General features: G+C 64.9%; 18 protein-coding genes and 1 tRNA gene. 10 read left to right on the top strand and 9 right to left on the bottom strand.

From position 1 onward, the window contains the following. Window positions 1-46: 46 nt before the first annotated feature. From AC239G_RS16575 to AC239G_RS16565, 3 genes are all read left to right on the top strand, one after another. A complete protein-coding gene (locus tag AC239G_RS16575) occupies window positions 47-1,063 on the top strand; it encodes a DnaJ C-terminal domain-containing protein (protein WP_139467938.1) in 1,017 nt (338 codons plus the stop codon). A 14-nt stretch (window positions 1,064-1,077) separates the two neighbouring features. Next, window positions 1,078-1,518, top strand: coding sequence for a heat shock protein transcriptional repressor HspR (locus AC239G_RS16570; protein ID WP_062241058.1), 441 nt, complete (start codon window positions 1,078-1,080; stop codon window positions 1,516-1,518). A gap of 149 nt (window positions 1,519-1,667) precedes the next feature. Then, window positions 1,668-2,543 carry a DUF1206 domain-containing protein gene (locus tag AC239G_RS16565; protein WP_139467939.1) on the top strand — a complete coding sequence of 292 codons (876 nt, stop codon included), beginning with the start codon at window positions 1,668-1,670 and terminating at the stop codon, window positions 2,541-2,543. Window positions 2,544-2,688: 145 nt separating this feature from the next. Here the strand turns inward: AC239G_RS16565 and AC239G_RS16560 are convergent, their stop codons facing one another. From AC239G_RS16560 to AC239G_RS16550, 3 genes are all read right to left on the bottom strand, one after another. Then, entirely contained in the window at window positions 2,689-4,011 is a 1,323-nt protein-coding gene (locus tag AC239G_RS16560) for a lipoprotein 17-related variable surface protein (protein WP_487489335.1), read from the bottom strand. A gap of 241 nt (window positions 4,012-4,252) precedes the next feature. Next, a complete protein-coding gene (locus tag AC239G_RS16555) occupies window positions 4,253-6,442 on the bottom strand; it encodes a hypothetical protein (protein WP_487489334.1) in 2,190 nt (729 codons plus the stop codon). A 222-nt stretch (window positions 6,443-6,664) separates the two neighbouring features. Then, window positions 6,665-7,780: a diacylglycerol/lipid kinase family protein gene (locus AC239G_RS16550; RefSeq protein ID WP_487489333.1), complete on the bottom strand. Its 1,116-nt coding sequence runs from the start codon at window positions 7,778-7,780 to the stop codon at window positions 6,665-6,667. A gap of 81 nt (window positions 7,781-7,861) precedes the next feature. Here AC239G_RS16550 and serS point away from each other — a divergent pair, with 81 nt between their 5' ends. Both serS and AC239G_RS16540 read left to right on the top strand, forming a co-directional pair. After that, window positions 7,862-9,142, top strand: a complete 1,281-nt coding sequence (gene serS, locus AC239G_RS16545; protein ID WP_139467941.1) for a serine--tRNA ligase — start codon at window positions 7,862-7,864, stop codon at window positions 9,140-9,142. 123 nt (window positions 9,143-9,265) lie between these two features. Then, a complete protein-coding gene (locus AC239G_RS16540) occupies window positions 9,266-10,114 on the top strand; it encodes an HAD family hydrolase (RefSeq protein ID WP_139467942.1) in 849 nt (282 codons plus the stop codon). A 68-nt stretch (window positions 10,115-10,182) separates the two neighbouring features. On the opposite strand, the gene AC239G_RS16535 is transcribed toward AC239G_RS16540, so the two are convergent. From AC239G_RS16535 to ilvA, 5 genes are all read right to left on the bottom strand, one after another. Continuing rightward, a complete protein-coding gene (locus AC239G_RS16535) occupies window positions 10,183-11,025 on the bottom strand; it encodes an HAD family hydrolase (protein ID WP_376905986.1) in 843 nt (280 codons plus the stop codon). Then, the gene (locus AC239G_RS16530; RefSeq protein ID WP_487489332.1) at window positions 11,022-11,594 is read right to left on the bottom strand and encodes a hypothetical protein; all 573 of its coding nucleotides are present in this window, start codon (window positions 11,592-11,594) and stop codon (window positions 11,022-11,024) included. The genes AC239G_RS16535 and AC239G_RS16530 overlap by 4 nt, the downstream gene beginning before the upstream one ends. Further along, window positions 11,591-12,196, bottom strand: coding sequence for a proteasome activator (locus AC239G_RS16525; protein ID WP_487489331.1), 606 nt, complete (start codon window positions 12,194-12,196; stop codon window positions 11,591-11,593). Before AC239G_RS16525 ends, AC239G_RS16530 begins: the two co-directional genes overlap by 4 nt. 3 nt (window positions 12,197-12,199) lie before the next feature. Next, window positions 12,200-13,204: an NAD(P)H-quinone oxidoreductase gene (locus AC239G_RS16520; protein WP_487489330.1), complete on the bottom strand. Its 1,005-nt coding sequence runs from the start codon at window positions 13,202-13,204 to the stop codon at window positions 12,200-12,202. Between the two features lie 102 nt (window positions 13,205-13,306). Then, entirely contained in the window at window positions 13,307-14,578 is a 1,272-nt protein-coding gene (gene ilvA / locus AC239G_RS16515; RefSeq protein WP_139468263.1) for a threonine ammonia-lyase IlvA, read from the bottom strand. 264 nt (window positions 14,579-14,842) lie between these two features. On the opposite strand from ilvA, the gene AC239G_RS16510 reads away from it, so the two are divergent. The 5 genes from AC239G_RS16510 (at window position 14,843) to AC239G_RS16490 (ending at window position 20,945) form a co-directional block, all read left to right on the top strand. After that, complete coding sequence (locus AC239G_RS16510) at window positions 14,843-17,350, top strand: maltokinase N-terminal cap-like domain-containing protein (RefSeq protein ID WP_487489329.1); 2,508 nt, start codon at window positions 14,843-14,845, stop codon at window positions 17,348-17,350. Between the two features lie 122 nt (window positions 17,351-17,472). Continuing rightward, window positions 17,473-17,560, top strand: a tRNA-Ser gene (locus AC239G_RS16505). Beyond that, a complete protein-coding gene (locus AC239G_RS16500; protein ID WP_487489328.1) occupies window positions 17,536-18,627 on the top strand; it encodes an AraC-like ligand-binding domain-containing protein in 1,092 nt (363 codons plus the stop codon). The genes AC239G_RS16505 and AC239G_RS16500 overlap by 25 nt, the downstream gene beginning before the upstream one ends. A 207-nt stretch (window positions 18,628-18,834) precedes the next feature. After that, window positions 18,835-19,833, top strand: a complete 999-nt coding sequence (locus AC239G_RS16495) for a carbon-nitrogen hydrolase family protein (RefSeq protein ID WP_487489327.1) — start codon at window positions 18,835-18,837, stop codon at window positions 19,831-19,833. Window positions 19,834-19,835: 2 nt separating this feature from the next. Next, the gene (locus tag AC239G_RS16490; protein WP_487489326.1) at window positions 19,836-20,945 is read left to right on the top strand and encodes a phenylacetaldoxime dehydratase family protein; all 1,110 of its coding nucleotides are present in this window, start codon (window positions 19,836-19,838) and stop codon (window positions 20,943-20,945) included. Between the two features lie 10 nt (window positions 20,946-20,955). Here the strand turns inward: AC239G_RS16490 and AC239G_RS16485 are convergent, their stop codons facing one another. Beyond that, complete coding sequence (locus AC239G_RS16485) at window positions 20,956-21,495, bottom strand: MOSC domain-containing protein (protein ID WP_487489325.1); 540 nt, start codon at window positions 21,493-21,495, stop codon at window positions 20,956-20,958. Window positions 21,496-21,572 lie beyond the last annotated feature (77 nt).

The raw sequence follows: 21,572 nt of genomic DNA, 5'->3' as shown, positions 1-21,572 counted from the left end.
TGAATACCGTGATGACAGGATTGATTGGAAGGAAAGGAGGTGCCAGGTGAATACCGGACCTCAGAATGATTGGTTCGACAAGGACTTCTACAAAACCCTCGGCGTCTCCAAGGATGCTTCCGATGCCGAGATCAAGAAGGCCTATCGCAAGCTCGCGCGCAAGTATCACCCGGACGCCAACCCCGGTGATGAGAAGGCCGAGGAGAAGTTCAAGGAGATCGGCCAGGCCCACCAGGTGCTCTCCGACAAGGAATCCCGGGCCCAGTACGATCAGGTCCGTGCCATGGGCGGCGGTGCCAGGTTCAGCGCCGGTTCCGGTGGACCCGGCGGGGCTGCCGGCGGCGGATTCGACGACGTGTTCTCCGACCTCTTCGGAGGCGGCGGACGCACCCGGACCCGCACGACCTACGGCGGCGGGGGAGACGTTCCCCCGGACCTGGCGGATCTGCTCGGCGGATTCGGCGGAGGTTTCGGCGGTGGCGGCGGATACGGCGGCTACCAGCCTCCGGTCAAGGGCGGCGACATCAAGTCGAGCACGACGCTGTCGTTCACCGAAGCCATCGACGGCGCCTCGGTGAAGCTGAACATGCCCGGCGGGAAGCCGCTGACCGTGCGCACCCCGATCGGGGTCAAGGACGGACAGAAGATCCGCCTGGCCGGCAAGGGCAAGGCCAGCCCCAACGGCGGCGAGCCCGGTGACGTCATCCTCACCGTGCACGTGAGCCCGCACCCGGTCTTCACCCGCGATGGTGACAACCTGCGGATGGATCTGCCGATCAGCTTCGACGAGGCGGCTCTCGGCGCCGAGGTCAAGGTGCCGACTCTGGGCGGAATGCCTGTCAAGGTCAAGGTCGCGCCGGGTACACCGTCGGGACGGACCCTGCGCGTGCGGGGCAAAGGTGTGAAGACGAAGAAGGGCACCGGCGATCTGCTGGCGACAGTCGAGATCGTGGCGCCGAAGAACCTGTCCAAGGAAGCCAAGCAAGCGGTCGAGTCGTTCAAAGCCGCCACTGAAGGTGAGGACCCACGCGCCGGCTTGCTGGACAAAGCCAAGGCCAGCTGAGGTGGTGAATCACAATGCACATTTCATCGAGTGCGGCGGTGTATGTCATCTCGGTGGCCGCGGATCTGGCGGGCATGCACCCGCAGACGCTGCGGCAGTATGACCGACTGGGTCTCGTCTCTCCGGAACGCACTGCGGGCCGGGGCCGGCGTTATTCCGGGAAGGACATCGCCAAGCTGCGACTGATCCAGCAGCTGTCGCAGGACGAGGGAGTCAACCTCGTCGGGATCAAGAAGATCATCGACCTGCAGAATCAGGTCGATGCGCTCAAGAGCCGCAACGAGGAGCTTGAGGACGAGGTTCGGGCACGCCGGTCGGCGCAGGAACGCGATGCGCGTGTCTTCGCGGCCGGAACCGTGGGCGGAGACGTCGTCTCGATCTCGAGGGGACGACGCCCACAGGGTCGCCCTGAGCCGGGAGCTCTGGTGCTGTACAACCGGTACCGACGCGGCTGATCCTGACGAGGCCCGACTGGGACGTTGAAAACGGCGCCGAGGCGGAGTGCGAACCGAACTTTCGGTGCGCACTCCGCCTTTTCGCGTTGCTCGACGAATCCAGTTCATTGCGGCGCAGAAAAGTACACGTGTTGTGCGACACTGACTCTGTGAACGAGAAAGAGAAGGTTCGACAGGTCGCCGACAGTGCCGATTCGGCGGCTCAGGAAGCCGCGGACAGCCGCTGGTTCGAGCGTGTGGCCCGCGCGGGCTTCATTGCCAACGGGTTGGTCCACGCGATCCTCGGTGCGACGGCCGTGACGATCGGCCTGGGGCAGGGCGGCGGCGAAGCCGACCAGGCCGGAGCGGTCGGACAGATCGCTTCACAGCCCTTCGGCCTGGTGCTGATCGTGATCTGCTTCCTCGGCTGTGCGCTGATGGCGTTGTGGTGCTTGGTCAACGCGTTCTTCGGTGCGTCGTCGCTGCGCGGTGCCGGAACTCGCGACCCGCAGGAGAAGCAGGGGAGGAAACAGTGGATCGACTTCTTCTCGACGGTCGGTTCTGCCATTGCCTATGTGGTGGTTGCCGCGACCTTCTCCCAGTTCGTCTTCGGCGGAGGATCGGACTCGGGCAAAGCGAGCTCACAGGCCTCGACGACCGTGGCGAAGGCCCCGGGCGGACTGTATATCCTCATGGCTGCCGGCGCCGTGATTGCGCTCATCGGCATCGTGTTCTGTATCAATGGTCTGCGCCGGAAGTGGAAAGATGAGCTTCGTCGGCCGCGCAGCGCGTTCACCCGCTTCCTCGTCGGGTTCACCGGTGTTGTCGGGTATCTGGGCAAAGGTGCGACGCTGCTGTCGGTGGGCATCCTCATCGTGGTGTCTGCGGCGACCGGTGATCCGGAGGAGTTCACTGGTATCGACGGTGCGCTCAAGGGCATGCGCGATCAGCCGTTCGGGCCGTACCTGCTGTTGGCGGTGGGCTTGGGCCTGGTCCTCTACGGAGTCTTCCTCGCCCTGCGCTCGAGGTACGACCGCATGGATTGAGCAGTCTTCTGCCCGGCGGCAGATGTTTGGCCGCTGATGTTTAGCCGCTGAGATACGAAGAAGGGCGCGAACCCAACTGGGTTCGCGCCCTTCTTCGACTCACGCCCGGCTCAGTCGAGCCGGCACGTTCTCAAGTCGGTCGCCATCAGATCTCAGCGGGATCCTTGGCGACCTTCTTGCGGCGCATGGTCATGGCGACTGCAACTCCACCGATGAGGAGGAGGCCGGCGCCGCCGACGAGGCCGGTCAGCTCGGTACCGGTGCGGGGCAGGTCGCCGCCGTTGCCGGCATCTCCGTTGTCGCCATCGTCGTTTCCACCGTTGCCGTCTTCATCGCCGCCGCCGGCGTTCGGGTCCTCCTCGACCGAGAAGTCACCGATCAGTTCGTCATCGCCGCAGGTGACGGTGACGTCGTATTCGCCGACGTAGGCCGATGCGTTGGAGGCGCTGGTGCCATAGACGTTGACGTTGGCCTTGCCTTCGTCGTCAGCCTGGACGGTCTTGTCGAAGGCGGTGACGCTCGACTCGCCCTTGGGGTTGACGAGGAAGCGGACGTCTTCACCGGGCTCACAGTTCTCGACGGCGAGCGTGACGCCCTTGTCTTCCTTGACGAAGTCAGCAGGCGTGATCGACTCGGGGGAGACGGTCAGCTTGGCTTCTTCAACCGGAGCGGTGGGCTCTTCGGTCTCGTCTTCGGTGATGACGAAGTCCTGAGCCGGGGAGTTGGTTTCCGACTCCTGGTCGAAGCCCCAGACGGAGTAGTCGCCGGCCGGAAGCGCTTCGTCGCCCTCGAACTTCAGGGTTGCGGAGATCTTTCCTTTGTCGTCGGCTTCGACTTCCTTGGTCGCGAACGGCGACGTTGCGTTGCCGCCGACGACGGTGACCTTGCTGTTCGGGGTGAAGCCCTCGCCGGTGACCTTGATGCCGTTCTCTGCGAACTCGCTCTCCGTGAACTTGTCGGCGTTGAGCGAGACCTTCGGGTCGACCTCGGGAGCCTCGGGCTCGTCTGTGTCGTCGACGACGGAGAAGCTCAGCCCGTCATAGGTGCGCTCCTCGCCATCGCGAGTGATCGTGACGGAGAAGTCGACCTTGCCGTTCTCGATGTCTTCGGCGGGCTGAGTCGAGTAGATGTTGTATTCGAAGGTATCGCCCTCAGCAGTTCCGGCTTCGCCGGTGAGCGAATCCGAGATCTTGTCTCCGGCTTCAAGACCGGTGATCGTGACGACGATTCCCTTGTCCTTGTTGGCGAGGTCCTCGGCGGTGATCTCCTTGGGGGAGGTTGTCACCTTCGCTTCGATGGCCTGCGCCTCAGCCTCAGGCGACTCTGAAGGAGTGCTCTCCTGGGCGTCGCCGGAGTTCTTGACGACAGTGTGCGAGTAGCTGTCCGAACCGGGAGCAGCGATGACTGGGGATGCGGCCAGGCCGGTGATGGCGATGGCCACCGCGGGGGCGAGGGCGAGCTTCTTCATGTATTTCCTTAGAAAATTACAGCTGGGTGTGAAGTATTACGAATGTAACAGTAATGCAACATTCACCACACACATAGTTGTGGTCGTTTTGTTCAGCACTGACGTCGGCTCTGTTGCAGAGTTCATTCTTCATTCACCCTGAACACCCGGTTCGTCACAGACTGCAGAACAGAAGGAGGGGCGGCTCAGCGTGTGCTGAGCCGCCCCTCCCTCTCGATTCAGGTCATCCGCCTGGCTCGGATCAGAAGCTCGTCGGAGTCTGTCCGAACTTGTTCTTGCGGCCGGTCAGTGCGATCGCGGCACCACCGACGAGGAGGAGCAGGGCTCCCGTCGTCAGTCCACCGAGGTCGGCACCGGTGCGAGGCAGCTGGCTGCCGTCATCTCCACCGCCGTTGCCGGCATTGCCGTTGTCCCCGCCGTCAGATCCGCCGCCATTGGCGCCTTCGGTAACTGTGAAGGAGTCTTTCATGGTGTCGTCGCCGCAAGTTGCGGTTGCGGTGTACGCACCGACGTAGGCGGAGACATCCGACGAGGTGCCGAAGACGTTGACCGAGGCATTGCCTTCGTCGTCAGCTTTGACGGTGTTCTCATAGGCCGTGACGTTGATGCCCTTCGGGTTGACCTCGAAGTGGACATCTGCGCCGGGCTCGCAGTTCTCGACGGCGAGGGTGACGCCCTTCTTCTCGTTGGCGAAGTCCGCCGCCTCGATCGTCTTCGGTGAGACCTTGAAGGTCGCCTCGGCGGGAGCCTCGGTCTCACCATCGTCTTCACCGACAACGTTGATGTTGCCGTTGAGAGTCTCCGACTCGGTGCCTTCGCGGTCGATGGTGACGGTGAACGGAACCTTGCCGACCTCGAGGTTCGCGGGGTTGCCCTCGTACCAGAGGTGGAGTTTGTAGTCACCGTCAGCCTCTGCGGTCTGGCTGTTGCCGGTGAGCGAGTCAGTGATCGTGTCGCCCTTCTTCACGCCCGAGACGGTGACTGTCACGCCCTTGTCCTTGTTGGCGAGATCCTCTGCGGTGATCTCCTTAGGATCGACCTTGAGCGAAGCATCGATCGGATCGACGACGTCCTCGTCTTCGTCGGTGACGGTGACCTCGACGGAGTTGCTGGCGGTGCTGGTCTCATCGTCGATGAAAGTCAGCGAGTAGGTGCCGGCTTCGAGAGATTCGGGAGCGGTCACAACGCCTTCGACATCACCGTTTTCGTCAGCGCGCAGTTCGTCGGCCTGCGGTGCGGCGGCACGCTGCGTTGAGACAGCCTCGCCCTTGACGCTGACGGTTCCGTTCGGGGTGAACCCGGATCCGCTGAACTTCAGACCGTCCTTCTTGAAGTCCTCGAGGGAGATCTTCTTCGAGTCGACCTTGACGGTCGGGTCGACCTCGCTGGTTTCGTCGACGACGTTGATGGTGCCGTTGAGGGTCTTTGATTCCTCGTCCTCACGGTCGATGGTGACGGTGAAATCGACGGGGCCCTTTTCGAGATCCGCGGGGTCGCCTTTGTAGTAGACGCTGAAGGTGAAATCACCATCGGCTTGCACAGTCTTCTCTTTGCCGGTCAGGCTGTCAGAAACTGTGTCGTCCTTTTCAAGGCCGGTAACAGTGACGTCGACGCCCTTGCTCTCGTCGGCGAGATCTTCTGCGGTGATCTCGTTTGGGGACACCGAGAGTTTGGCGTCGATCGGGGCGGTCCCGTCATCTGCAAACGGGGCGTACGAGAAGCTAGTTGTCTCCGTGACGCTTTGTGCATTCTTGCGCTCGACCTGAACGGCAAGGCTCTGCTGGCCGGAGGTGAGGGACTCGGCGCTCTTGGAGGAACGCAGCTTCAGGGTCGCGGTCGAACCCTGAGCGGTGACGGCAGGACCGGTCAGTCCGGACTTGGCGGCGACCTTGTCGCCCTTCTCGAGGCCGGTGACTTTGACGGTCACACCGTCCTCGTGGAGCTCCTCGGCGGTGACTTCACCCGAGGTGACCTGCACCGAGGCGTTGATGGGGTTGGCCTTGTCCTCGGACTTGTCGTCGTCCTTGGAGTCCTTGTCCTCGTCCTTGGGGGCAGGAGCGGGCTTCGGATCGACCTTCTTCGGAGGCTTCTTTGCCTCGTCCTTCCTATCCGCTTTGTCCTCGGCGGCCTTCTTCTCGTCCGCCTTCTTCTTGTCGGCGGCTTTCTTGGCAGCCTCGGCCTTTTCCTTGGCCTTCTTTTCGGCTGCCGCCTTCTCCGCGGCTGCCTTCTTCTCGGCTTCGGCCTTCTCAGCCGCGGCCTTCTTGGCCTCTTCCTTCTTCTTGGCTTCGGCCTTTGCGGCTTCAACCTTCTTCTGCTCGGCCTTCTGCGTGGAGGCGGACTGGGCAGACGTCGATTCCGCGGCAGCGACCGGGCTCGCGACAAGCCCGGTGAACGCGAGCGCGACTGCCGGCGCGAGGATGATCTTCTTCATTGGAGTGCCTTCAATCTCTGTGGCGAGGGGTGTGATACGGCACTCATCCTAGGTTCTGAGGGTTTTCCAAACTATTTCTGTACGTTTTGTTCAGGTTTAAAAGCGGTAACACTTAGGTGAATTTCTTTAACCGTTTCGTGACCTACTCGTCGGTAAAAGAATGGCTGTCAGTGCCGCCTCGGCGAGGGGACGCGTCGGCCGCGCGAATTCAGCGGTTCTGAGCTAGACCGGCCACGCCTCGGCGCGGATCTGCTTGCGCTGTTCGACGGTGGGGACGCGGACGGTCAGGGCGGAGGGGTCGACCTCCATCTCCAGGTAGGACGACTGTCCCAGCGGGTCTCCGTCGATCTGAATATCGACCTCGTCGCCGGCTTCGATGACGACCTTTCGGCACTTCCGGATGTTCGTGTGCAGCCCGCGTGAGGCTCGGCGGCCGGCGATCGATGCGAGCACGCCGACCCATTGGCCGAGGTTCTTCGGGCTGACGATGAGCACGTCGAGCATGCCGTCGTCGATGACGGCCTGCGGCAGCAGCTGGATGCCTCCCTGCAATCGGCCGCAATTGCCGCCGAGCACCGAACGCACCCTGGCCGAGATCCGATATTCGTCGTCGAACGTGACCTTGACATGACTGGGTTTGCCGGTGAGCTTCCGCGATCCCGCTTCGACGTAGGCGAGCCATCCGAGGCGGGCCTTGAGATCGTCATTGGTATCGGCCATGACCGCGGCGTCGAAGCCGAGTCCGGTCATCACGGTGAAGACATGGGTATCGCCGTCGGGGGCGATCTTCGCCGTCCCCACGTCGATCTCCCGGTTGCGTCCCCACAGCGCGATCCGCAGCGCCCATTCCGTCTTGTCGAGGACGAGGTCGATATTGCGGGCGAGCAGATTCCCGGTCCCCAACGGCACGATCCCCAGCGGAGTGGAGGTGCCGGCCAGCGCCGAGGCGACCGCGCGGATGGTGCCGTCCCCGCCGGCGGCGATGACGACGTCGACTCCCTCGTCGAGGGCACGGACCGTGGCCCCCTCACCGGAATCCTCGGGGGTGGTCTCGAGCACGAGCGGAGGGTTCCATCCCTCGAAACGACAGATCGCCTCGGCGGTGGTGGCCAATTTGCGCACATCGGTCTTTGTGGGATTGACGATGAGCGCGGCACGGTATCGGGCCGCATCATCGACTGCCTCGTCGGCGAGGTTCGCCGGGTGGACGTAGCGTCTCATCGTGTTGAGCGTGCGTCGCACGCCGTTGCGGCGGCCGATGAGGAACGCGGCCACGAGCACGGCGAGGGCACCGATGACGATGACCCAGGTCATCAGGGGGTCCAACTCGATGATCATGTCCCAAATCTACAGTGCTCCGGTCGTGTGCAGGCTGAGTGCCGAATGTCGAAAACACGCCCGGCCCGTTAAGCTGAGAGGGTGATCGATCTAGCGCTTCTCAGAGACAACCCGGCCCTGTTCAAGGCATCGCAGGAGGCTCGCGGGGCATCCGTCGAGCTCATCGACGAGGTCATCGCCGCCGATTCCGCTCGTCGCGCGGCCATCACCGCCTTCGAAGACGCACGAGCGGATCAGAAGTCGTTCTCCTCCCAGATCGCGAAGGCACCGAAAGAGGACAAGCCGGCACTCATCGCCGAGGGCAAGGCGAAGTCCGAGGCCGTGAAGTCGCTGTCCGCGGAGTCCGAAGAAGCCACTTTCGCCTTCGACCAGCTCGTGTCAAAGGTCCCGAACCTCATCATCGACGGCATCCCTGCCGGCGGCGAAGAGAACTTCGTGACGCTCAAGACCGTCGGCGTTCCCCGCGACTTCACCCAAGACGGCTTCGAACCGCTCGATCATCTCGAGATCGGTGAGAAGCTGAAGGCCATCGACACCCAGCGGGGAACAAAGGTCTCCGGATCGCGTTTCCACTACCTCACCGGTTTCGGCGCGAAGCTCGAGATGGCTCTGCTCAACCTCGCCCGCGACGTCGCCGAGGAGGCCGGGTTCAGCCCGACCATCACCCCGACCCTGGTCCGTCCCGAAGTCATGCGCGGCACCGGGTTCCTCGGTGAGCACGCCGATGAGGTGTACCGCCTCGAAGCCGACGACCTGTTCCTCGTCGGCACCTCCGAGGTGCCCCTGGCCGGCTACCACATGGACGAAATCATCGATCTCTCCGACGGTCCGCTGCGCTACGCCGGCATCTCCTCCTGCTACCGCCGCGAGGCCGGCTCCTACGGCAAGGACACCCGCGGAATCATCCGCGTCCACCAGTTCCAGAAGGTCGAGATGTTCGCCTACGTCCCGGTCGAGGACGCCGAAGCCGAACACGAGCGGATGTTGTCCCTGCAGGAGAAGATGCTCGGACTGTGCGAGCTGCCCTACCGGGTCATCGACACAGCCGCCGGCGACCTCGGTGACTCGGCCGCCCGCAAGTTCGACTGCGAAGCCTGGGTGCCGACTCAGGGCACCTACCGGGAACTGACCTCGACGTCGAACTGCACGACATTCCAGGCCCGCCGCCTGCAGATCCGCGAACGCCGCGACGGATCGACCCGGCCCGTCGCCACCCTCAACGGAACCATGGCCAACACGCGTTGGCTCGTGCCGATCCTCGAGAACCATCAGCAGGCGGACGGCTCGGTCACGGTGCCCGAGGCACTGCGGCCCTACCTCGGCGGGATGACCGCACAGGGACCGGAAGGACCGCGCTACTGAGCCTGTGCCGGGACGCGGGGAACTGACCGTGCGGCGGAACTCGGCGGGACTCGGTTGGGTTCGGTCGCCTCGGCGCCGGGAAGAACGACGACAAGAAGATTCACGCATACGTTGGGAGACACATTGACCCCGCACCTCATCGCACTCGATGTCGACGGCACGATCGTCGGCTACGACGGGACCCTGTCGGAGTCGGTGAAGCAGGTGCTCGATCGGCTCGCCGAGGAGGGCCACCACCTTGTGGTCTCCACCGGCCGTGCCCTGCCGGGCGCGCTCGAGGTCGTCCACGCGCTCGACCTCAAGCACGGCTTCGTCGTGTGCTCGAACGGATCCGTCGTCGTCCGCCTCGACCCGGAGCTGCCGTTGGGGTGGGAGCTGCACCATGTCGTGTCCTTCGACCCGAAGGATGCGCTCGAGCAGATGCACGCGGCGTTGCCGACGGCGCTGTTCCTCGTCGAGGATCCGGACCTGCACCGGTGGGCGTCCGGGGCGTTCCCGGTCGGCGAACTCGCCGAATCCGACACACTCGACATCGTCGACTTCGACGAGCTGCTGACCAAGCGGGCCACCCGCATCGTCATGCGCGAGGTCAACGGCACCGCCGAGGAGTTCGCCGCCGCCGTGGACTCGCTCGGACTGCATGAGGTCAGCTACTCGGTGGGCTGGAGCAACTGGCTCGACATCGCCCCGGACGGGGTCTCGAAGGCCAGCGGTCTGGAGATCGTGGCCGAGGAACTCGGGGTCAAGCACGCTCACACTGTGGGGGCCGGAGACGGACTCAACGACCTCGAGATGATCGAATGGGTCGAACACGGAATCGTCATGGGGCAGTCGAAGGACGAACTCAAGGTGCTCGCGAGCGTGGTCACCGACTCGGTCGACGACGACGGACTGGCGACCGCCCTCGTCGACTACTTCAGCCTCGACTCAGCGCTCCTCGAGGCAGAGGGCACCACCAACACCCGCCCCTAATTACTACCTGACGGCGGCCCAGCAACCTCGCGCGAGGTAGCTGGGCCGCCGTCAGGTAGTAATTGGGGTCAGTTGGGGCGGGTGTCTAAGACGGCGTCGAGGTAGCGGGCGACGCCGTCGTCGTCGACTGCCTCCGTCACGGCCGCGGCGATCGCCTTGACCGACCCCAGCGCATTGCCCATGGCGACCCCGTGCCCGGCCCACGACAGCATCTCAATGTCGTTGGGCATATCCCCGAACGCCATCACCTGCGCCCGCGCCACTCCGAGGTGGTCGCACAGATCCGACAGCGTCTTCGCCTTCGTGATCCCACGCGGTGCCAGTTCGACGAGGCCGTTGTCCGGTTCGGAGAACGACGCATGACAGGTGCCGTCGACGAGCGGATCGATGAGGTCGTGCATCGCCTGCGAATCGCTCGTCTCCAGACGCACGAGCACCTTGACGACGTCCTCGCCGGCGAGTTCGGAGACATCGTCGATGATCCTGGCCTCACGCGGTCGGCCGGTGACGAACTCCCGGTCGATGAAACCGCCGTTGAGCGTCTCGTAGGCGAACCGGGCCTCGGGATGATCGACGCGGACCGCCGCGGTGATCTCCGTCAGCGTCTGCGCATCGATGGTGTGGGCATCGACGACGGACTGCGATGCGATGTCGTAGACGACCGCCCCGTTGAGGCAGACGACGCGACCGAGGTCGGGGATCTGCTCGGCGATCGGCGCCAACCATCGGATGGGCCGCCCGGTGACGAGCACGAAGGGGATTCCCGCATCCTGACAGCGGTGGATCGCATCGATCGTGGCCGTCGAGATCGGCTTCCAGTTCAGCAGCAGAGTGCCGTCGATATCGCTGGCGACAAGGCCGAGGTCGAAGTCATCCGGCGGCAGGATATCGGGGCTGATCGGAGGTCTCATGATGCCTCCACCCTAGCGAGAATCTCCCGCGCCCGCCCCAGCAGCTCCTCGGCATCCGTGATGAACCGAACCGTGGCCTCGGCGCTCGAGTCGATCGACCGTCCCGATGGCCCGTCCGACCGTGCCATCGACGCCGCGAGCACCGCCTCGCCGACCTTCGACGAGGCCTTCGTCAGCAGCTCCGGTGCGTCGCCGACGGCCTGCCGAGCCGGCCCGGGCACCACCTGACCGGTGACGGGGTGGCGGGCATGGAGGGACGCGGTGAGGTCGTCGACGACGTCGACGAGCGCGTTGAGCCGGTGGGTGCCGTCGACGATGACGTCGATCGGATCCTTCGCCGAGGCGGCCGTGGCCGAGCCGTCGGATGATCCCGCCGAGGCGGCTCCCGACGTGGCGCTGCCACCGGAGTCGCGTGACTCGTGGAGGGCCACCGCGGTGGTGTAGTACCGGTCGACGGCGCGGATGAAGCGGTCGCGGTTGTGGCGCCACAGACCGGTGCCGAACCGGTCATCGTCCTTGACCGCGGCCGTCGTCGCCTTCTTGCGCAGACCGTAGAAGAAGCGCTTCACAGATAGTTGCCGGTGCCGCGATCGTCGCGGTCCGACTCCTTCTTTTCGCCGGGCTGCCCGTCGGCCGGCGTCATTCCGGGCGGAACCATTCCCGGAGGCAGTTGGCCGCGACCGGCCATCTGCTGGGCCATGGCCTGCTGTGCCATGATCGCGGTCTGGATGCCGTGGAAGAGACCCTCTAACCAACCGACGAGCTGAGCCTGGGCGATCCGCAGCTCCGAGGTCGTCGGGGGACCGTCGGCCGAGTCGAAGGGCAGGTCGAGGCGCTCGAGCTCCTCGATGAGGTCCTTCGACAGCCCATCTTCGAGTTCGTCGATGGAGCGGCGATGGATCTCGGCGAGGCGCTCGCGTCCCTTCTCATCGAGCTCGGTACCACGGACCTCCTCGAGCAGCTGCTTGACCATGGTGCCGATGCGCATCACCTTCGCCGGTGACGAGACATCCGCCTGATCGTGCTGCGCCTTGGCGAGGCCGGACTGCGCTCCGTCGGCGTTCGACACATCGTTCGCGTTCCCCGCCTCGTCTGTGTTCGCTGCGTCCGAAGTGCTCGTGTCACCCGCGGAGTTCTGGATGCCGCCTAAGGACTCGGGATTCTCAGTCATTGCTCATGCACCTTCCTCATCGACGATGAGCAGAACCTTTCCGATGTTCGCCCCGTCCTCCAGCGTCTGATGAGCACGGACGACGTCGGCCAGCGGCATGGCCTCGTGGATGATGGGGCGGATGTCGCCCGAGATCACGGCCGGCCAGAGGCGGTCGGCCACCTCGGCGACGATGGCGATCTTCTGGTCCTTCGGCCGCGCCCGCAGGGTCGTGGCGGAGACTGACTTGCGCGGCTGCATGAGCCAGCCGAGGTTGATCTCGGTCTTCGTTCCGCCCTGCATGCCGATGATGACGAGGCGGCCGTCGGTGCCCAACGCCTTGATATTGCGCTCGAGGTATTTCGCGCCGATGATGTCGAGGATGACATCGGCTCCGGTCGACCCGTCGTCGTGGGTGCAGATCTCGCGGACGCGTTCGACGAAGTCCTCTTCGCGGTAGTTGATGACGGCATCGGCACCGAGTTCGCGACAGAATTCGGCCTTCTTCTCGGAGCCGACGGTCACGACGATCTTCACGCCGAGGTGGCGCGCGATCTGGATCGCGGCCGTGCCGATTCCGGAGCCGCCGCCGTGGACGAGCAGCCATTCGCCTGCCTGCACCTGTGCGCGGCCGACGATGTTGGACCAGACGGTCGACAGCACCTCGGGCAGGGCGGCCGCCTCGGTGAGGTCGAAGCCGGCGGGGACGGGAAGCAGCTGACCTGCAGGAACGGGCACGTATTCGGCGTATCCGCCGCCTGAGAGCAGAGCCGCCACCCGGTCGCCGACGGACCAGCCGGTGACGTCGGCGCCGAGTTCTTCGATCGTGCCGGAGACCTCGAGGCCGGGAATCTCGGTGGCCCCTGGTGGGGGATCGTAGAATCCGCGGCGCTGCAGGAGGTCGGCCCTGTTGACGCCGGCGGCATGGACGCTGACGAGGACCTCGTCGGCGGCGATGTCTGGTGTGGGTTCGTCGGTGACCTGCAGGACCTCGGGCTCACCGGGGGAGGAGATCGTGATAGCGCGCATGCGTCCACTCTAGTAGCTGGGTGCGCGAGTGGGCAGGGGCATCCGCGAGGTGGGGTTCGGTGGAGGGCGACTCGGGATGAGGCAGGGCGGCAGCGAAGCCGCTCAGGCGAAGAGGCGGAACATCGGCGAGTTCTGGTGGACGCGCTCGACCTCGATATTCGAGGCCTCCATCCGCTCGAGCAGATTCGGCAGGTCTTCGGCATAGCCGAGCTGAATGCCGACGAACGCCGGTCCGGTCTCCCGGTCGGAGCGTTTGACGTACTCGAACATCGCGATGTCGTCCTCGGGACCGAGCACTTCGTTGAGGAACCGGCGCAGGGCACCGGGCTCTTGCGGGAAGTCGACGATGAAGTAGTGCTTAAGGCCTTCGTGGACGAGTGAGCGTTCGAGGATCTCCGGGTAGCGGGAGATGTCGTTGTTGCCGCCGGAGACCAGGCACACCACGGTCGACCCGGGTTCGATCGTGATCGGCTTGTCCGAGTCCGGGCCGCCGATCCCGGCCGAGGCCAGAGCACCGGAGGGTTCGGCGATGATTCCGTCGACCTGGTACATATCGAGCATCTCGGTGGCCACCGCGCCCTCGGCGACGGGGCGGATGTCGAGGCCGAGGTCGGCGATGACGTCATAGGTGATGTTGCCGGCCCGGCGCACTGCGGTGCCGTCGGCGAAACGGTCGATGTTCTCCAAGGTCACGGGGTGGCCGGCCTTGAGCGCTGCGATCATCGAGGCGGCTCCGGCGGGTTCGGCGCCGATGACCTTCGTGTTCGGCATCCGTTCGGCCGCATAGGCGGCGATTCCCGCGAGCACTCCGCCGCCGCCGACGGGCACGATGATGTAGTCGGGGTCGGTCTCGAGCTGCGCGTGGATCTCGGCGGCCACGGTGCCCTGCCCGGCGATGGTGCGCATATCGTCGAAGGCGGAGACCAGGAGTGCCTCATTGCGTTCGGCGAACCGGTGCGCCAGCGCCGAGGCGTCATCGTAGGTGGAGCCGGCGATCTCGATCGTCACCTGTTCCCCGCCGAAGTGGCGAACGCGTTCGATCTTCTGCTTCGGTGTCGTCTTCGGTACGAAGATCGTGCCCTGGATTCCCAGTTCCTTGCAGGCGCGGGCGAAGCCCTGGGCATGGTTGCCCGCCGAGGCGCAGACGACACCGCGGGCGCGTTCGTCGGCATCGAGCTGGAGCATGAAGTTGAAGGCGCCGCGGATCTTGTAGGACCGCACCATCTGCAGGTCCTCGCGCTTGAGGTAGACCGTGGAACCGGTCGCGGTCGTCAACCGCTCGCAGATCTGAAGTGGCGACAGGATGACAGAATCGGAAATTCGCAGCGCAGCCGCCTCGACCTCGCCGGCGAGTGTGAGCTTCTGGGGAGTCATGTCTGTTTCAACCACCAGACTATTGTGCGCCCTTTGTCTTGCTATTTGGCAACTCGTATCGATATGAGGACAGCCGCGGGCCGCTGAGAACCCGCCCCGGCCCGCCCCGCAAGGACCGTCCCGTGTCCCTCCCGTACTCGCCTCGCACCTACCCGAACCCGGTGATTCGGCTCCCGACTTCGGGGTTTCGGGTGCGCCCTGGACCGCGAATACCCCATATCATGATTGGATGGAGGATGCCCGTAATCCCTTCTAGGAGACGTCATGGCCATCAGCAGTGAGCTCGAACAACTGTTAGCCAGCTGGATACCCCGACAGCCGTGGTTTCCCAAGCTCGCAGCAGATTTCGGGACCGACCCCGACATCACCCCCATGTCGGTGGCCCGCGCGTTCACTTGCACCGCCGAGGAGCTCGGGGGCTTCGCCGGTCTCGTGACCGTCATCTCCGTCGGCGACGGTCCCACCCTGCGTCGCCTCAACATCCCCCTGACCCTGCGCGGTGCCGAGGACATGCACCTGCGCCACGCCCTCATCGGCCGCGTCGACGACCTCGCGCTCGGCACCGTCTACGTCTACGACGGCGCCGCCGATCCCGTCTTCGTCAACCTCATGGCCGACGCGATCACGAAGCGCAAGGTATTCGACGGGGGGCAGCTGTCCACCGAGTCCCTGCGCCACAGCCAGGAGAAGACCGAGGCCCGGGACCGTGCGCCCATGCCGTTCCCCGTGACCGCGAACGGGGCGGCCGCCTCGGCGAATGGATCGACGAACACCGCCGCCGAGGCGGTCCCACCGAAGCCATCGATTGGTGACCTCACGGTGGGGGCGGAGGACGTCATGCCCGTCGAGATCCGCCCGATCGAGGTCTCGGACTCCGGGCAGCACAAGTCGACCGTCATCATCCACGACGAATACGAGCCGCTGGAGCTCTCGTTCTTCCGCGTCCTCGAGAACGGAATGCCGTCGTCGCTGACGATTCCGGTTCTGCTCACCGAGGCGGGTTCGCGCAGCGTGCCCGAGGTCATCGGCTGGGGTTCGGGCCGCTGGTACGACATGTTCGAGGTCCAGGAGATGGAGGCGCCGATGGCGCTGCTCTCCCACGTCGATGTCGACGCCGAACCCGCATGGCGAGAAGCCGTGAACACGGTGTGCGCCGTCGACTCCGGTTCGATCGGGGCCTACAACGCCCACGCCGCAGAGATGGGGCGGCGCATCGGCGAACTGCACACGGACATGGCCGCCGAGTTCGGTGTCGTCGAAGGCGCCGGAGAACCGACGAAGCAGCTGGTGCAGAAGTGGGTCGAACGCATCGACTGGGCGCTGGGCCGGGCACCCCTGGCCCTGGATTCGCTGGTGCCGGAGCTGCGCGGCCACCGTGCCAGGCTGCAGAGCCTCGAAACCATCGGCACCCTGCAGAAGATCCACGGCGAGCTGACGCTCGACCATGTGGTCAGCTCGTCCACCGACGGCTATTCGGTCGTGAAGTTCACGGACTCGACGGACTCGGACCCCAAGCCCGCCGCCTTCGACCTCGTGGCTCTGCTGCGCAGCATCGACTACGCTGCTGGTTTCGCTCGTCTGCAGCGCACCGACGCGCTCGACTCCGAGGACGGCTCGCTGGTCGTCAGCGGCTTCGGCAACGATCCGGGAGCGCTGCGCGCGATCTTCGATTCGCCCGAGTACCTGTGGGCCTCGCAGGTCCAGAACTCGCTGCTGTCCGGATATTCGCGGGCGCGCGGCGACAGCATCGGGCTGAGCGATCCCGTGCTGCGCGCGGCGCTGGTCGACCGGCTTCTCGTCGAGGTCGTCACCGAGCTGCGCAACCGCCCGAACTGGCTGTCCGTGCCGCTGGCCACGCTCACCCTCGTCCTCAAGGGCAAGCCCGCCCGCACCGAGGAGGCTGCTGAGGCCCGCCTCAACTGGTCTGATTCCGGCGAGGCGGGGTCCGATGCGGCCGAGGACTCTCCAGCTTCCGGCGACGCAGCCGGTGCTGCTGTTGCCGAGGACTCGGAAGTGGATGCGGAAGTCGCGTCGAGCGATGCGTTCGCCGTGGCTCCACCCGCCGACGAGGCGACCGCCGCCGATTCGGAGTCGGTCTCTGCGGCGCCCCGTGGAACCTCCGGCGCCGTCGCAGCTGCGATCGCGAACTCAGACTCCGAGGACTCAGGCTCCGAGGATTTGGCAACTAACAAGTCTGAAGCTGGTGAGCCCGAAGCCGGGGACTCCGCGACCAACGAGACCGAAGCCAGTGAAATCGAAGCGGACGAGGTCGAGGTCGCCGATACTGCGGAGAACACCGTTGACGCGGTCGCGGATTCCGACATCGACGATGTCGAGGACTCGACCGTGGTCCCGCCCCAGGACGATGCACCCGAAGTGGCTCCAGCTCCTGCTGAAGACGAGGAATTCGTCGACGAGGAAGAATCGGAAGCTCCGGTCCGACGAGTTCCGGCCTCGTTCGCGGCGCGCGGCGCCACCTCGGAGGACGCCGACAGCACTGGACACGAATCGCAGCCGGCCAAGCCGAAGGACGCACCGAAGCTCGGCCACACGTGGAGCGAACGTTCGCAGAACTCCGGCAGCGACCGCGGAACATTCGGCGAGCAGATCTCCGAGCGGCCGGACAAGAGTCGCGACGATTCCGCGGCACGGCCCGACGAATCAGCGGACAAGTCCCGGGACGATTCGAAGCCTGCCGGCGGGTCCGTGTTCGATGACCTACTGGGCACTGAGCGTAAGCGGAACCGGATGAAGAAGCGCAAGAAGGACTGACCTCCTCTCCTGAACCGTCAATTGGCAGATGCTGTTGCGGTTGTGAGAAACTATGGTGGCTCGACCTCGCGTCGAGCAGGCCGGGTTCGCTCCATCGCTGTCACAGGCATGGAAGAACCGAAGGAAGCGTGTCCGAGCGGCCGAAGGAGACGGTCTTGAAAACCGTTGTGCGGCAACCCCGCACCGTGGGTTCGAATCCCACCGCTTCCGCCCAGTGCAAAGCCACCGAGCTCATCGTCAACAGCGAAGAGCTCGGTGGCTTCTGCGTCGACGTCGACTCAGGCTATGATTCCCTCAATCACACGCATGCAACGGAGTCTGCGCCGAACGCAACAGGGGGACGAGTAGTGAGAACCTACACCGCACAGACCCTGTCTACGGCCGAGGCGTCGCCGGACGACGCTGCCGAGGTGTGGACCGACCTCATCTGCGAGACCTTCGTCAAACTCTCCGCGCGACACCGGAACGACGCGCCGTTCCACGGTGAGATCAACCGGGAAGTCCTGGGTGAACTCGAGTTCTCGACCGTCTGCGCTTCCCCGCAGGACGTGGTCCGCACCCGCCGGTTCGCCGCCAGCGCCTCGGACGAATTCCTTCTCTTCTCGATCCAACGCGAGGGTGAAGGCTTCGTTGAACAGGACGGTCGCGTCGCTCGCCTCGTGCCCGGTGGAATCGCGCTGTACGACAGCGCCCGGCCCTACCGCCTGCGCTTCCCCGGCGAGTTCCGTCAACTCGTCGTCCAGCTCCCCAAGACCGCCGTCGGCGTCGACGACACTCGAGCGATCACTGCCGATGCTCACGGTCGCGGCAGCCCCGGAGGAGTCATCGCCCAGCTGCTGCTGACGATGAGCGACCAGCTGAGCGAGGGCGGATCAAGTCTCGACCCGATGGTCGACCACGTCCTCGGCGCCCTGTCGGAGATGCTGCATCCACACGCCCAAGGGTCCGAGACCCCTCTGCCCGACAGCTTCTTGCGTCAGCGCGTGGAGGCGGCGATGCGACGCGAACTCTCCGACCCTGCCTGGACTGTCGAACGTCTCGCCGCGGACGCGCATCTGTCAGTGCGCTCCCTCTATCGTCTGTTCCCCGAAGCTGGGGTTTCGAGCGTGATGCGCGGGATGCGCATCGAGGCCGCCAAGCAGCTCCTCCGCACAAATCCGCACGTCACCGTCGCAGCCGTAGCGGGGCGGTGTGGTTTCGACAGCGAATCCGGGTTCATTCGTGCCTTTCGCGCGGAGACGGGCACGACGCCGAGGCGGTTCCTCGCCGAAAACTGACCGTGGCCGCAGACAGTACTTGACGTTTCCGACCCAGGGTTGAAATTTCGACCTCACGCGTCGGCTAGGCTCGCACGCCAGCGCTGCGGAGGACCACCTCGGCGGGTCGGCAGATTTCGTCACTGACCGCGGCAGGTTTGGTCAGCACCGCACCCGCATCGGCTCAGAGACTGAAGTGGCATACATCACATCAGTTGAGGAGTCATTATGGAACGGACGATCACCGCCGCAGCAGTCCAGGCCGAACCGGTCTGGCTCGATCTCGACGCGACGGTCGAGAAAACCATCGCGCTCATCCGCGAGGCCGCGGCCAATGGAGCCGAACTCGTCGCCTTCCCCGAGACCTTCGTGCCCGGATATCCCTGGTGGATCTGGCTGGACTCGCCTGCCGACGGCATGCGATTCGTCCCCGGCTACGCGCAGAACTCGATGGACACGCACGGTCGCGAGATGGAGCGCATCTGCGCCGCCGCCCGTGAGGCGGGCGTATACGTCGTCCTCGGCTACAGTGCGAAGGCCGGGGGCAGCCTCTACATGGCACAAGCGTTCATCGACGCGGGCGGCGAACTCCAGTCAGTCAGGCACAAACTCAAGCCCACCCACGTCGAGCGGACCGTTTTCGGAGAAGGCGACGGTTCCGACCTGCAGGTCCATGAAACGCCACTCGGTCGGATCGGAGCGCTGAACTGCTGGGAGCATCTCCAGCCGCTGACGAAATACTCGTTGTACGCCCAGAACGAGGAGATCCACGTCGGCGCCTGGCCGTCCTTCTCCATCTACGAGGGAGCTGCTGAGGCGCTCAGTCCAGAAGTGAACACTGCGGCCAGTCGCGTCTACGCTGCCGAAGGACAGGCTTTCGTGCTCGCTCCCTGCGCCGTCGTCGGACAGTCGGCGATCGAGACCTTCTGCGACACGGAGACGAAGCGGCATCTGCTCAATTCTGGCGGCGGCCACGCGAGGATCTACGGACCAGAGGGTTCCGAACTCGCCGCGCCGCTTCGTCCAGACGAAGAAGGCATCCTCTACGCCGAACTGGATCCGGCCCTCATCGCGATCGCGAAGTCCGCGGCCGACCCTGTCGGCCACTACTCGCGTCCCGATGTCTTCCGGCTCCTCATCAACCGCAACCCCCTGCCTCTGACCGTGGACGTAGCCACCCAGGCGGATGTGGAGCCGGCAGCGGACCTCTTTGCCGTGGAGGCCTGATCATGGTTGCCTTCGAATCGGCGATCCCCGAGCACCTCGTCCGCGAGCGGACGTGCCCGATGGCGATGAAGGAAGCGTGGCAGCCGCCCTACCCCTCTTACTCCGCGCGGTTCGATCCGTCACGGACCGACCTGACGCTGCTCATCCTCGGTGTCCAGGCACCTGCGGCTTCGGCGTCGGCCGGTCAGGCACGCGGGCGGCAGACGACGAAGGCTGCTTTCGACAAGCACTGCACCGCCTTCTTGGAAGGAACCGACCGCGCCAAGGCGGTGGTGTTTCGGGATCAGTCGGAGTGTGTCGACGAGATTGGCGCGCTCAACCGGATGATCATCTGCTATCTCGACGGGTGGGCGGACGGAAGTGCCGATCGTCTCCGTCGCCGGTGGTTGGAAGGTTCTGAATCCCGACCCGATTGGGGATTCTTCGTCGAAGAGATCCGCCCCTCGCTCGATCGGGTCGAGACTCTCTACTCCTCAGACCATGTGCAGGGAGTCGGACACCTTGCCGACGCTCTCAGCGGAGAGATCCGCGAACACGGGTATTGGGGGAGCGCCCGGGATAGGATGCCGGCCGCGCAGCGGGACCGACTCGATCCGAAACCCGGAGTCACCGATGTTTTGGCGGGAAGCCTCGTTGTCCATGAGGTCGAGAATCTCTGCCTGATCCGGTCGGGCCAGGACTGGTCCGAGACCTCCGGTAAGGAGCGAGAGATGTACCTCGATGAGGTCGAACCGACGTTGCGGGCGGGAATGGACTACCTTACTTCCGCAGGGACGGAGATCGGGTGCATCGCCAATCGGTATGCGAGGGTCCTCGACGATTCGGGGCGCGCAATTGACCAGAGCTTCGGGCTGAGCTGGTGGCGGAGCATGGCCGAGCTCGACGCCTGGGCGAAAGATCACCCGACGCACAAGGCAATTTTCGGGGTAGCGATGCGCTACCTCGGCGAGCACGGCGGTTCTGGCCACCTCAAACTCACCCATGAGGTATTCGTCATCGAGCGCGCTCGCGGGCGCTTCGAATACCGCAACTGCCACCCAGGGACCGGGCTACTTGCGGCTGGGCGCGTTCCCGACTCAGCCGCGGCCGGAGTCTCCGATGGGATCGATTAGGACCCCGTCATCAGACGGTGGTAAGCGGATGATGCGGCAGGGGTGGAAGCTCGACGGCGATCGGGTCGCCCGGACGAACGACCCCGCCCCGGGCGACGATGCCCATGACTCCGGCAAGCCGGCGAACATGGCCATCGTCGTCCTTGAACACGAGGCGCTTCATCAGGCCAGGCTGCAGGTCATCGATCTGACGGCACGGGTTGCGCAGGCCGGTGACGACCACCGTCGCCTCACCGATTCTCAGTCGAGTGCCGACCGGCAGTTCGAGCAGATCGACTCCGCCCGTGGTGATGTTCTCCCCGAGGCTGCCCGGCTCCACCGTGAACCCCTCGTCGCTGAGGTGGTCGAAGAGTTCGCCATGGATGAGGTGGACCTGTCGGAGGTTCGGTGTGCTCGGGTCCCTGGCCACTCTGCTGCGATGCTGAACGGTCGTCCCTGCATGAGCGTCACCGGCGACGCCGATGCCCTCGATGAGCGTGATCGAGGGCATCGGCTCTTTGCTGAAGTCATGCGTAGGGCTGAAGTGGACTGCGCGGACCGAGGACACCATGGAACTGATTCTCCCATGGGGCCAGCCCCGCGACAGAGACTCCACTTCCGCTCGTTCAAGGCTGAGCGCGCTTTTCT

The sequence above is a fragment of the Brevibacterium sp. Lmc1 genome, from assembly GCF_057654315.1.
The sequence above is the reverse complement of the archived record's forward strand: the minus strand, read 5'-3'. Positions and strand labels throughout refer to the sequence as shown.